Below are 12,245 nucleotides of genomic sequence, written 5' to 3' on the forward strand. Positions count from 1 at the left end.
TAATAACAATGCATTATAGGATATATTAAATTTTAAGTAATAAGAGAAAGAGGTGTATTATGTTCAAAAATGCCTTTAAGATGTTTGGTGTCATTGGTAATATTGAAGCAATTTCATATCTACTGCTTGTGTGTATCGCTATGCCACTTAAATACGCAGCTGGAATACCGCAAATGGTAAGCTGGGTGGGTATGATCCATGGGGTACTGTTCGTGGCTTATGTTGTAGCGACTGTGGTCATGCTGATTATGCGGAAAATAACGCTACTGCAAAGTCTTGCTGCCTTGATTGCCTCACTTTTGCCGTTTGGCCCCTTCATTTTTGATCGTAAGGTGCTTAAGAAAGCCGAAGCACGTGCGAGTCATACCAGCCCGATAAAAGCTACATAAGCATGTACAAGGGCAAGTGCCAATACAACAACGCGGCTTTCTCTTCCCACTCATGCAGCAGTATACAAAAACAACCGATGGCTCTAAACCACTCGGTTGTTTTTGTATACGCGAATTTTAAATTGTTACTTTCCCTCGCAGTAAGGGAGACTCTAACTTTGTCATTCTTTTTGTCCCTTTCTGCTATATTTATGTAATCACAACAACTAATCTCTCGGGTAATTTACACTCATAATATCCATAAAAGGAACTTTATCCGTTTCTCCATTACTCTCTACATGAACCTTCCCTGTTCTTGGGTCCATTTTAACAATCTGTCCGCGGGTTGCTTCTGCGCGTCCCCATACGGTCAATACAACCTCGGATTGCTCTCGTTGTGCTTCTACAAGCTGATTCCCGATTTCCTCCAGTACAAATTCATCCCGAGTAGGCCGTTTGGGTACCTTCGCTTTTGCCACTTGCTATCACCCTTCCTTCACGCAAAATCAAAATCAAATTCATTCTATTTTACCATACTTTTCATCATTTGGTGCTGGTAATGTGAGTAAAATTACGTCTCAGAACCACAAAAAAGCCGAGTTCTCAAAAACGAGAACATCGGCTCTCTAAAGTTACTTGTTGGAGCTCATAGGAGAGATTGAAAATTGAAGAGACAGGATTATTTGACCAACTGTGGAATGTAATCCACGATATTATAAATAGGAGCACTGCTCTGTTGCGTAACGGCCAAAATCAATGCACCTTCGAGCATCGAAATGATAAGTACCGCCAGACTGCGTGCCTTTTCCTCGTCCCAGCCCGATTCCTGAAGACGCTCCATATAGATGTGCTGCCAATCTGTAAACGTATTCACACAAGCATGACGTAGCGATTCACTAATACAGGAAGTTTCCGCAGCAGCCCAGAAGCCAATCGGCATGAAGTCGTTAAAGCCGGTACGGTCTGCCTCCTCAGCTGTATTACGAATAAAATCCTGAATGGCTAGCACTGGATTATCATTCCCGTCCAGTGTCTGTTTTAATTTTTGCTTTATAAACTCATTCCCTCTTCTTATGCACTCCAAAGCCAATTCTTCTTTACCACGCGGAAAATAATAATAAAGTGACCCTTTCGGTGATCCACTCTCCGCAAGAATCTGATTCAGTCCGGTCGCGTGATACCCCTGATGAAAAAAGAGCTTCGATGCGGTTTGTACGATATTCTCGTATGATTCGGGTTTAGCAGCCATATACAGCATCCTTCATTATTTAATATTTACAACTTATACTTTGACAAAAAAATAACAACATGTTTATTATATATAGACCGATTGTTATAATTCAACACTATTAATTTATTTGGAGGAACAAAAACAACATGAGTACAATGAGTCAAACAAGTTCACCCTCTGAACCCAAAACGTTCAAGGTGCTACCTATTATGATTGCGCTGCTCCTTAGCGGCTTTATTGGGATGTTCAGTGAAACGGCACTTAACATTGCACTGAATGATTTGATGCAGATTTTGCATATTACAACTGCAACAGCCCAATGGCTGACAACCGCTTATCTGCTTACACTCGGTATTTTAGTACCTGTATCGGGATTGCTGATTCAAACCTTTACGACAAGACAGCTGTTTGTTACATCGTTGCTGTTCTCAATAGCTGGTTGTCTCGTTGCTGCGCTTGCACCTACTTTTTCAGTGCTATTGATCGCACGTATTCTTCAGGCCATTGGCACGGCGTTGTTATTGCCATTGATGTTTAACACCATCTTGATCATTTTCCCGGCTGAAAAGAGAGGCGCGGCTATGGGGATCATCGGATTGGTCATTATGTTCGCACCGGCAGTGGGCCCTACCATTGCAGGACTGGTACTGCAAAATCTGTCTTGGCACTGGATCTTCTGGATCTCCCTTCCGTTCTTGGTTCTCTCACTGATTTGCGGTATTTTATTTATGCAAAACGTTTCAAAAACGACCAAGCCCAAAATTGATTTTTTATCTATCCTGTTATCTTCCATTGGCTTCGGCGGTGTCGTGTTTGGTTTCAGTAAATCCGGAGAAGGTGGCGAAGGTTGGGCTAGCCTGATGGTTCTGCTTCCTGTGATTGTCGGTCTGATATCGTTGATACTGTTCTCTGTACGTCAATTGAAAATGAAGCAGCCTATGTTGAATTTGCGTGTATTTAAATACCCTATGTTTGTTATTGGCGTTATTATGGTGTTCCTATGTATGATGACGATCCTTTCTACGATGCTGATTCTTCCACTCTTTTTGCAAAAGGGGCTGGCTCTGTCTGCTCTAACAGCAGGTTTAGTACTTCTGCCCGGTGGGATTATCAACGGCCTCTTGTCTCCTATTATGGGTTCATTGTTCGATAAATTCGGTCCCAAGTGGCTTGTCATTCCAGGACTTGTGATTGTAGCTGCTGTTTTGTTTTTCCTGTCCGGCATTACAACAACATCAACTCTTGTACTCATTATTGTGCTTCATAGCTGCTTGATGATCGGCATTTCCATGATTATGATGCCAGCTCAGACAAACGGCCTAAATCAGCTCCCTATGGATCTATACCCAGACGGAACAGCCATTATGAGTACGCTCCAACAAGTTGCTGGTGCAATCGGTACAGCCGTAGCGGTAAGCATTCTCTCCAAAGGTATGGAAGGCTATTTGAGCCAATCCAGTATGCCTGAATCCGTAAATGAAATGGCCAATGCCATGACAATCGGATCACAAAATTCATTTTTCTTTGCGATGATCATCAGTGTGATCGGGTTGATCCTTGCCTTTTTCATCCGTAGAGTTCATGTTGAACATGGCACTGCCAAAGCTCCCATGCACTAATTCATAATTTTCATGTGATTCCAAATTAATAATATGTGAATAAACTTAAAGACTGCTAACCATATCACTATTGGTTAGCAGTCTTTTTGATATGAATTTACATACACATTCGTCAATTACATATTTACAAAGCACCTTCATTTGGTTACGATATGATTCATGAGTTAAAGCGTAAAAATTACGATTACTATTAAGGAGGACTTCCTGTTGTTTAAACGTTCGTATTTTAAACTATTTATACCTGCGGTAATGGCGGTAATGATGGCAGCCTGCGCTTCTTCTCCGTCAGCTTCACCCTCTCCATCTGCTGCACCACAAGATAAAAGTGTCACCTTATTGTTCAACGTGCAGAGCCCTACTATAGACCCCCATTCAGATGTAAATTACACAGCTGTTCGTGCTGGAGTAAGTGAAACACTGATCAAAGTGAACAAGGATCTTAAGCTGGAAGCTTGGCTTGCAGACAAATGGAACAGCAAGGACGGACAGCACTGGACCTTCAACATCCGATCAGGTGTGAACTTCCACAGCGGTAAAACCGTCAATGCTGCTGCTGTCAAAGCCTCTTTGGAAAGAGCGTTAAAGCTCAATCCATCGGTCAAAAATGCGCTACATATCCGTGATATTCATGCGGATGGACAGATTTTGACCATTACGACAGACAAGCCTTTCCCAGAATTTGTGTCTGAGCTGGTTCATCCGAATACGGCTATTATAGACACCACAGCTACAGGTGACCTCCCATCTGGGACGGGACCGTTCAAGGTTGCCAGCTTCCGTGCTGGAAGTGAACTGAATTTAGATCGCAATGAACAATATTGGAACGGTGAAGTAAAGTTGAAGCATGCCAAATTCATGTTTAACGAAGACGCCAATGCACGTCAGCTTGCTTTTCAAGCCAAAACTGCTGATATTGTGTATCGCCCGCCAATTGAAAGCCTGGAGCTATTGAAAGCTGATTCTACTGTTAAGGTTGACTCGCTTCCTAGTTTGCGAACGCATCAACTTATTTACAATATGAACAATAACGATCTGAAAAAGACGGCTGTGCGTAAGGCATTCGATAACCTGATCAACCGTGATGAGATTGCCAGCGGTATTATGTCCGGCCAGGGAACCCCTGCTCAAGGGCCGTTCTTGCCCGACTTTCCATTTTCGCCGGAATATATTACGAAAAAATTTGATTTAAATGCTGCACGAGAAGGCTTCAAGCAAGCTGGATATACAGTGCAGAACGGAAAAGTTGCAACCCCTGACGGCAAGCCGCTTCAACTTACATTACTAACTTACCAGTCGAGAGCGGAACTTCCACTCATTTCCCAGCTGATTCAGGCTAATGCTAAAGAACTTGGCATTACGATTGATATCCGTCAGGTTGATAATATTGACGAATATCTTACCGCTCATCAGGATTGGGATTTAGCGACTTATAGTAGCATTACAGCCCCGCGCGGCGATGCAAGCTATTTTCTAAATGCGGCTTACATGCCTGAAGGAGCACTAAATTATGGGCGTGTGCATGTACCGGAACTCGCGAGTATGATTTCACAGCTGAACACAACCGTGAATGAGGAACAACGCAACAAGCTGGCGCTGAAAGCTGTCACACTGATTGACCAAGAAAATCTGCAATCCTTTCTGGTCCATCCAAACAACGTAGTGGCCTATCGCGATTACGTACATAACTGGGTAACTAGCCAAAGTGAATATTACTTGCTAACCCAGGACCTGGATGTGAACTAGCATGTTCAAATCCATGGCCAAAAAGTTTCTTGAACTAGTTTTGTTCTTTCTTATTCTTTCCTTTGTGAGCTTCTGTCTGCTTAAGCTTGTTCCGGGCGATCCCGTCCGGAGCATTCTCCGAGTCGATGATGTAGCTGTGTCCAATCAGCAAATTACGGATATGCGCAGCCAACTAGGGCTGGACCAACCATTACCTGTGCAATATGGTAAGTGGCTGGTTCAGTTGCTTCAGTTTGATTTTGGACAATCTTATTTAACCCATCGTCCGGTATTCACAGAGTTTATGGAAAAACTGCCTTATACGCTGCTGCTGACCGGAGGCTCTCTGTTCATTTTGCTGCTAATAGCTCTACCCTTGGGAACGATGGCTGCGCTCTACCGTAACCGCTGGATTAACAGCGCCAGTCGTGTGTTTGCCTTAATCGGCTCCTCGATTCCCAGCTTCTGGCTGGGGCTTTTGTTTATCGAATGGTTTGCAGTTAAATTGCGCATTTTGCCGTCTATGGGTGAAGGAACCGCTTTTCATTTGGTACTCCCTTCTCTTACCTTGGGATTGGCAATGGCGGCCGTTTATGTACGAATGATTCGCGCAAGTCTGATTGAAAGCTCGGGGCAAGACTTTATCAAAGCGGCGCAAGCGCGTGGAATCAGCCCCATCCGCATTTTTTTCAGACACATGCTTCGTCACAGTCTAGTTCCACTCATTACGGTATTCAGTGAGAGTATAGGCAGTCTACTGGGAGGCACAGTCGTAATTGAAGTGCTATTCGCCTATCCGGGGCTGGGAAAATGGATTGTGGATGCCATTGCTGCAAGGGATTACCCCATAATTCAGGGCTATACCGTATTTATGGCTGTATTCATTGTATGTATCAATATTTTGGTAGAGCTGTCCTACCGTTGGGTCAATCCTGAAATCGCTTTGAAGGAGAAACGTTTATCATGATAAAATCCGTACATGCGGAAAACGGGCAGCTCACTAGAACGCGATTGTCCAAAACATGGATCGTGTCGCTCTCCATCCTGCTCATTCTTTCAGCAATTACAGTCGTTCCGTTTCTTGTACCGCAAGATCCGTATCGTATCCAGATGGGGAATCGACTACAATCGATCAGCGCTACGCACTGGCTGGGAACGGATCATTTGGGCAGAGATGTACTATCGAGAGTCATAGCTGGACTTCGGACGACTGTCGGAACCAGTTTGTTGATTTTGGCAGTTTCGCTGGTTGTCGGGGTCCCTCTTGGTCTGCTTTCAGGATTTATTGGAGGCTGGATGGATCGTGTATTCAAGCGGGTGGTCGATGCCTTCATGACATTACCAGATTATATTTTTGCCATTGTGCTAAGCGGTTTGCTCGGACCAGGCTTAGTAAATCTTATTTTCGCGGTAACTGCGGTAAAATGGGTTGGTTATGCACGCCTGGTGCGTAGTACCGTGCTGGCAGAAAAGCAAAAGGATTACATTTCGTTATCCATACTGGCGGGTACCTCCTCCCTGCGGATTGTCATGCGACATATTCTCCCCCATGCATTAGGGAATGTTCTTGTGCTGGCTACGCTGGATGTCGGCAAAATTATTTTAATGATTGCCTCCCTATCTTTTTTGGGCTTAGGTCCACAGCCACCAATTCCGGAATGGGGTACTATGTTGAATGAAGGACGAGCGTATTTTCAAATGGCTCCCCACCTGATGCTGGTTCCTGGGATAGCTGTCGTGCTAACCGTGCTACTGGCAAACGTATTTGGAGATAAACTACGCGACCGTTATGATGTTAAAACCCGGACAGAGGAGTGAATTGGCACATGCTGACTATTGAAGGCTTAACGATTCGGACCAATGTAAAAACGATTGTAGAGCAACTGGAGCTTGCCGTTCGTCCGGGGGAATGGTGTGCTCTTGCCGGCGAAAGTGGTAGCGGCAAAAGCATGACGGCGTTCGCTATCGGCGGCCTTCTCCCCTCTTCTGTTACAGCGGAAGGTATCATTGCGTGGAAGGACAATAATTTACTAGATCTACCCGCTAAACAAAGGCGCTCTTTGCTTGGCAGTGAAATATCCTACATTTTTCAAGACTACCACGGGGCTTTCACCCCCTTTCTGCGTGTAGGCAGCCAACTGGACGAGCTGATGCGCGCCCATGGCAAGCAAGATCGCAAGGCGCGCAAGCAGCGCTGTATCGAGGTGCTGGAGCGCGTACAGCTTCCCGCCGAGCGTGTGTACCGCAGCTATCCGTTCCAACTCAGCGGCGGTCAATTGCAACGGGTAGCTATTGCGGCTGCACTACTACTGGAGCCGAAGTTACTTATTGCCGACGAGCCCACAACGGCGCTGGATACGCTCACAGCTCATCGGGTGCTGCAGCTCATTGACCAAATCCGGACGGAAACGGGTATTTCCGTCTTGTGGATCACTCACGATCTGCGTCATGTACGCAAGTATGCAGATCGAATCGCAGTGATGCGCGAAGGTTCACTGGTTGAAATAGGTGAAACGCAAGCGGTGCTGAACCATCCGGACCACCCGTATACTCGTCGTCTATTGGCAGCTATTCCGCCGCTGTCTCCGGGCGCTCCAGCACGTTTACCTTACAACAGCACTGAAGAACAGGACGCAATGGAAAGGAGCGCTGCACATGAATAATCAAGCCGCCTGCGCTCAGCGGCAAGACACGTCTAATCCTGTCGTGACCGTCTCCGGTTTGACGAAGGCTTACACTGGAGGCAAAACGGTGCTGCAAAATGTTGCTCTGTCGATCTCCCCTCGAGAATGTCTGGGCATTGTCGGGGAAAGCGGCAGTGGGAAAAGCACACTCGCTCGCTGTATATTGACATTGGACCCATTTGATCAAGGTGAGCTTAGACTAGATGGGCAGTCTATCCGGGGATTAAAGCGGAGCGAGTTAAAACGGATTCGCAGCAGGCTGGGTGCAGTTTTTCAACATCCATCTGCGGCTTTGAACCCCAGACTAACCATCCTGCAATCCCTGCTGGAGCCACTGGACCAGCTTAAGTACTATGTTCCTTCTTTTATGACGGGTATGTCCTCAGAACGTCGGGATATAGCAGAACATTTGCTTGATATGGTAAAGCTTCCAGCCAGCTATCTGGACAAGTTTCCACATCAGCTTAGCGGTGGGGAAAAGCAGCGTGTAACCATCGCACGTGCCATCAGCACAGAGCCGGATTTTATCGTATTGGACGAGCCAACAGCAAGTCTGGATGTGACCACACAAGCCACCGTTTTAAATCTGCTCAAGGATTTGCAGGATGAGCTAGGATTGGCTTATCTGTTTATCTCACATGATCTGGCGGCTGTGCACTTTATGAGTGATCGAATCATGGTCATGAAAGAAGGCAGTGTGCTTGAGCATTTTCCCAAGGAAGCATTATTTCATTCGGATCGCCATCCCTACACACAATCATTACTGGAGGTTTTTTCAACATGTTGCCTTCCCACCGAGCCTATCTTGCTTTAGCTATCCCTTTAATTATTTCGACGATTACAACCCCGCTACTCGGTGCGGTGGATACAGCTGTAATCGGTCATTTGAGCGATTCCGCGTATTTAGGCGGTGTAGCGGTGGGCACTCTTATTTTCAATACTTTATATTGGCTGTTTGGCATCCTGCGAGTCAGCACATCAGCTTTCACGGCCCAAGCCGCGGGGGCACAAAATAACGACCAGGGCATAGCTGCTCTCATGCGCCCACTGGCCATTGCTTTACTCATTGGTGCGGTATTCATTGTGTTACAAAAGCCCATTCTGTTAGCTTCTCTGCAGCTAATCCATCCAGCTCAGGATGTGGCAGCGCAGGCAGCAATTTATTTTAACATTCGTATCTGGGGAGCCCCTCTTACATTGGTGAACTATGTGCTGCTCGGCTGGCTGATGGGATTATCCCGTGTGAAGGCTACATTATTTTTGCAAATTACAATGAACGTAATCAATATGGTATTAGCTATTGTATTTACACAGATGATGCATTGGAATGTCACTGGTGTAGCAAGCGCTACTCTGATTGCGGAGGCTCTTGCATGTATATTGGGTCTCGTTCTGGTGTTCCGCTCATCGATTTGGAGAGAATGGAAGCAAAGCGGACAGATGAATTGGCGAGGATGGTTTGGAGCTTCAGAGTTGAAAAGTGTCATGGCAACAAACCTTGATCTTATGATCCGTACAGCCTGTCTGCTGACGATGTTTAATCTGTTTACGGCGCGCAGTGCGAGCTTTGGAACCGATCAATTGGCGGCAAACGCTATTTTGTTGCAGATCCATTACATTATGGCTTACTTTTTTGATGGGTTCGCCAACGCCAGTAGCATCATGACAGGTCAGGCTCGGGGTGCCGGGGATCGTAAAATGCTGCAAAGGGTTATTCACTTGTCCTGGTTCTGGACACTGGTGACCAGCGTAGTGACAGGAGGATTGTATTTCGCACTGAAAGAGCCGCTTATCTCACTATTTACGGACAATGCTACAGTGATTAGCCTTACAGGCCCTTATAATGGGTGGCTTGTGGTCTTTCCACTGGCAGCCGGGCTGGGACTGGTATTCTACGGTGTGTTTACGGGGATGACGGTAACGTATCCGATCCGTAATTCGATGCTGATTTCATTGCTCTGCTTTTTGATCGCTCTCTTCTGGTGCGTTCCCCATTATGGGAATCACGGACTTTGGCTATCCTTTATCGTATTTGCACTAGGACGGTCACTGTTTCTTGTAATCTATTTACCTCGCTTGCAGAGGATATAGCAGCACCTGATTTACATCGCTCTCAAAAACAAAGGATGTCCCATCCACCATGTACGTGGTGTTGGGACATCCTTTTATTATTTATTCATACGGCTTTCAGGTTAGGAGTTTGCAGATACCTCTACTCGCCTTGAGGAACGGTCAAGCCTAAACCTTCGGCTACACGGCGTCCGTATTCAGGATCAGCTTTGTAGAAATGTCCGATCTGACGCAGTTTGATTTCATCACTTTCTACGGGCTTCATCGCATTTACGATGTTTCGGACCAGGCGTGCACGCTCTTCTTCACTGAGCAAGCGGTATAGGTCGCCCGGTTGTGTGTAGTGATCATGATGATCGTAGGCTACACTTTGAGCTTCGCCAGACACTTCAAAAGGAGCCATTTTGTGCGCAGGTGATTCTTTGGGTCCACCGAGACTATTAGGCTCGTAATAGACAGATCCTCCGCCATTGCTGTCACTGCGCAATGCACCATCGCGTTGGTAGTTGTGAACTTCCGCATGCGGACGGTTGATCGGCAACGAATTATGATTTGCACCTACACGGTAGCGATGTGCATCGCCGTAGGCAAACAGGCGTCCTTGCAACATTTTATCCGGGGATGCCTCAATACCAGGAACAAATGAACCCGGGGAGAATGTCGCCTGCTCTACCTCAGCAAAATAGTTCTCAGGATTGCGATCCAGCACCATGCGTCCAACCTCGATCAGCGGGTAATCCTTTTGAGACCATACTTTTGTCACATCAAATGGATCAAAGCGATACGTATCTGCATCTTCTACCGGCATAATCTGCACATGAAGTTTCCATGCAGGAAAATCACCTTTTTTGATGGCATTAAACAAATCTTCTGTATGATAATCCGGATTTTCACCAGCAATTTTCGCAGCCAAATCCACATCAAGATTTTGCACACCTTGCTCTGTTTTAAAATGATATTTCACCCATACTGCCTGTCCTTCGGCATTTACCCACTTGAACGTGTGACTACCGAAACCATGCATATGTCTAAGAGTAGCTGGAATACCGCGGTCAGACATTAGAATACTTACCTGATGCAGCGATTCAGGAGATAAGGACCAGAAATCCCAGACCGCATTCGGGTTTTTCAGATGGGTTTGGGGATGGCGTTTTTGCGTATGAATAAAGTCAGGAAATTTAATGGCATCCCGAATAAAAAACACAGGTGTATTATTGCCCACGAGATCATAGTTGCCTTCTTCTGTATAAAACTTCACCGCAAAACCACGCGGGTCGCGTACAGTATCGGACGAGCCCAGCTCACCCGCCACTGTAGAAAAGCGAATAAACATCGGTGTACGCTTGCCCACCTCAGACAAGAAGCTTGCTTTTGTATATGCAGACAAATCATTAGTAACTTCAAAATATCCGTGTGCTCCTGCACCTTTTGCATGAACGACACGTTCCGGCACACGCTCCCGGTTAAAATGTGCCAATTTCTCCAGCAGATGCACATCCTGAATTAGTGCGGGACCCCGCGAGCCTGCTGTGATCGAATTTTGATTATCTCCAACAGGAGCGCCCCAGCTTGTAGTCAGGTTCGTTGGTTGGTTACTCATGATTGAAATCACCTCTTGAATGAATTGGTTGACTATGTGTCTTTCACTATAAATTGTGCACAAACAAAAATCAATACTTTTTTATAATTATTATAATTTAGGATTTAGAATTAGTTTAAAATCATAAATAAAAAAGCAAGCCCTATAAGGCTTGCCGTATATGCACTACTGTATTTATTTACTAATAAGTATGCTTCCATTTTCACGTTCTGTAATGATTCCTTTGATCACTTCTCGAAGTTTTGCCATTGAGGCTTTCAGACAATATTCATATAGAATTCATCATAAAATCATAAAAGTAGCTGCTTGCTATCGAGAAAATCCAAGATATCCTGAACCGACGGGATTACCTCCCGCCCTTCAGTGGATACGATTAGATCCGGTTCCAACGGTGCTTCATAAGGAGCATCAATCCCCGTAAAATGATGAATTTCTCCGGCGCGCGCTTTCTTGTACATTCCTTTTGGATCGCGTCGCTCACATTCCTCCAGGCTGCACTGTATATATATCTCATAGCAACCTTCTTGCTTTAAAATCTCCTTTACCATTTCACGATCTTCACGATAAGGGGAAATGGTGGCGCAAATGGTTAGGACACCCGCATGTGCCATTAGCTTTGCAACTTCAGCAATACGACGAATATTTTCTTTACGGTCAGCGGGTAGGAAACCTAGATTCCGATTTAAACCATGCCGAACATTATCCCCATCCAAAATAAACGTGTGTATGCCTCGTGCATATAACGCTTTTTCAAGTGTGGAGGATACCGTTGATTTTCCCGAACCAGACAGCCCTGTAAACCAAAGCACCGGACTTTTATGGCCATTCAAAAGCTGACGCGCTTGCTTATCAATATCGGACACATGCCAGGTTATATTCGAAGATGGTTCCATTCAGCACCTTCCTTTTTCATGAGATATTATAGTAAACGATTTAATGCACTGCCTTTAC

At 45.5% G+C, this 12,245-nt stretch carries 12 protein-coding genes; 8 read left to right on the forward strand and 4 right to left on the reverse strand.

Translation table 11 applies throughout. The features are described from left to right. The first annotated feature begins 59 nt into the window (after nucleotides 1-59). On the forward strand, nucleotides 60-389 hold the full coding sequence (locus MKY16_RS12215) for a DUF3817 domain-containing protein (RefSeq protein ID WP_029515152.1): 330 nt from the start codon (nucleotides 60-62) through the stop codon (nucleotides 387-389). Nucleotides 390-595: 206 nt separating this feature from the next. On the opposite strand, the gene MKY16_RS12220 is transcribed toward MKY16_RS12215, so the two are convergent. Both MKY16_RS12220 and MKY16_RS12225 read right to left on the reverse strand, forming a co-directional pair. Then, nucleotides 596-847: a YolD-like family protein gene (locus MKY16_RS12220; RefSeq protein ID WP_340955501.1), complete on the reverse strand. Its 252-nt coding sequence runs from the start codon at nucleotides 845-847 to the stop codon at nucleotides 596-598. Between the two features lie 200 nt (nucleotides 848-1,047). Continuing rightward, nucleotides 1,048-1,617, reverse strand: a complete 570-nt coding sequence (locus tag MKY16_RS12225) for a TetR/AcrR family transcriptional regulator (protein ID WP_029515149.1) — start codon at nucleotides 1,615-1,617, stop codon at nucleotides 1,048-1,050. 137 nt (nucleotides 1,618-1,754) lie between these two features. Here MKY16_RS12225 and MKY16_RS12230 point away from each other — a divergent pair, with 137 nt between their 5' ends. The 7 genes from MKY16_RS12230 to MKY16_RS12260 all read left to right on the forward strand — a co-directional run bounded on the left by MKY16_RS12230 (nucleotide 1,755) and on the right by MKY16_RS12260 (nucleotide 9,715). Beyond that, nucleotides 1,755-3,218: a DHA2 family efflux MFS transporter permease subunit gene (locus MKY16_RS12230; RefSeq protein WP_069011926.1), complete on the forward strand. Its 1,464-nt coding sequence runs from the start codon at nucleotides 1,755-1,757 to the stop codon at nucleotides 3,216-3,218. A 207-nt stretch (nucleotides 3,219-3,425) separates the two neighbouring features. Further along, nucleotides 3,426-4,961 carry a nickel ABC transporter substrate-binding protein gene (gene nikA, locus MKY16_RS12235; protein ID WP_081317590.1) on the forward strand — a complete coding sequence of 512 codons (1,536 nt, stop codon included), beginning with the start codon at nucleotides 3,426-3,428 and terminating at the stop codon, nucleotides 4,959-4,961. Nucleotide 4,962: 1 nt separating this feature from the next. After that, nucleotides 4,963-5,907 carry a nickel ABC transporter permease gene (gene nikB, locus MKY16_RS12240; RefSeq protein WP_340955502.1) on the forward strand — a complete coding sequence of 315 codons (945 nt, stop codon included), beginning with the start codon at nucleotides 4,963-4,965 and terminating at the stop codon, nucleotides 5,905-5,907. After that, a complete protein-coding gene (nikC, locus tag MKY16_RS12245) occupies nucleotides 5,904-6,758 on the forward strand; it encodes a nickel transporter permease (protein ID WP_340955504.1) in 855 nt (284 codons plus the stop codon). Before nikB ends, nikC begins: the two co-directional genes overlap by 4 nt. A gap of 8 nt (nucleotides 6,759-6,766) precedes the next feature. Further along, nucleotides 6,767-7,603, forward strand: coding sequence for an ABC transporter ATP-binding protein (locus MKY16_RS12250; protein ID WP_069011813.1), 837 nt, complete (start codon nucleotides 6,767-6,769; stop codon nucleotides 7,601-7,603). Further along, nucleotides 7,596-8,438 carry an ABC transporter ATP-binding protein gene (locus MKY16_RS12255; protein ID WP_069011811.1) on the forward strand — a complete coding sequence of 281 codons (843 nt, stop codon included), beginning with the start codon at nucleotides 7,596-7,598 and terminating at the stop codon, nucleotides 8,436-8,438. Before MKY16_RS12250 ends, MKY16_RS12255 begins: the two co-directional genes overlap by 8 nt. Beyond that, complete coding sequence (locus MKY16_RS12260; RefSeq protein WP_340955505.1) at nucleotides 8,405-9,715, forward strand: MATE family efflux transporter; 1,311 nt, start codon at nucleotides 8,405-8,407, stop codon at nucleotides 9,713-9,715. Before MKY16_RS12255 ends, MKY16_RS12260 begins: the two co-directional genes overlap by 34 nt. A 121-nt stretch (nucleotides 9,716-9,836) precedes the next feature. On the opposite strand, the gene katA is transcribed toward MKY16_RS12260, so the two are convergent. Together katA and cysC are read right to left on the reverse strand one after the other, a co-directional pair. Next, entirely contained in the window at nucleotides 9,837-11,294 is a 1,458-nt protein-coding gene (katA, locus tag MKY16_RS12265; RefSeq protein WP_029515135.1) for a catalase KatA, read from the reverse strand. A 290-nt stretch (nucleotides 11,295-11,584) separates the two neighbouring features. Beyond that, entirely contained in the window at nucleotides 11,585-12,187 is a 603-nt protein-coding gene (gene cysC / locus MKY16_RS12270; RefSeq protein WP_165146527.1) for an adenylyl-sulfate kinase, read from the reverse strand. Between the last annotated feature and the right edge of the window lie 58 nt (nucleotides 12,188-12,245).

This window comes from Paenibacillus sp. FSL L8-0641 (assembly GCF_038006265.1).
In the GTDB taxonomy this organism is placed as follows: domain Bacteria; phylum Bacillota; class Bacilli; order Paenibacillales; family Paenibacillaceae; genus Paenibacillus; species Paenibacillus polymyxa_D.

What these genes read in the sequence shown, in the direction of transcription:
- MKY16_RS12215 (WP_029515152.1), top strand. Translation starts at nt 60, where the DNA reads ATGTTCAAAAATGCCTTTAAGATGTTTGGTGTCATTGGTAATATTGAA.
- MKY16_RS12225 (WP_029515149.1), bottom strand. Translation starts at nt 1,617, where the DNA reads ATGGCTGCTAAACCCGAATCATACGAGAATATCGTACAAACCGCATCG.
- MKY16_RS12230 (WP_069011926.1), top strand. Translation starts at nt 1,755, where the DNA reads ATGAGTCAAACAAGTTCACCCTCTGAACCCAAAACGTTCAAGGTGCTA.
- nikB (WP_340955502.1), top strand. Translation starts at nt 4,963, where the DNA reads ATGTTCAAATCCATGGCCAAAAAGTTTCTTGAACTAGTTTTGTTCTTT.
- nikC (WP_340955504.1), top strand. Translation starts at nt 5,904, where the DNA reads ATGATAAAATCCGTACATGCGGAAAACGGGCAGCTCACTAGAACGCGA.
- MKY16_RS12250 (WP_069011813.1), top strand. Translation starts at nt 6,767, where the DNA reads ATGCTGACTATTGAAGGCTTAACGATTCGGACCAATGTAAAAACGATT.
- MKY16_RS12255 (WP_069011811.1), top strand. Translation starts at nt 7,596, where the DNA reads ATGAATAATCAAGCCGCCTGCGCTCAGCGGCAAGACACGTCTAATCCT.
- MKY16_RS12260 (WP_340955505.1), top strand. Translation starts at nt 8,405, where the DNA reads ATGTTGCCTTCCCACCGAGCCTATCTTGCTTTAGCTATCCCTTTAATT.
- katA (WP_029515135.1), bottom strand. Translation starts at nt 11,294, where the DNA reads ATGAGTAACCAACCAACGAACCTGACTACAAGCTGGGGCGCTCCTGTT.
- cysC (WP_165146527.1), bottom strand. Translation starts at nt 12,187, where the DNA reads ATGGAACCATCTTCGAATATAACCTGGCATGTGTCCGATATTGATAAG.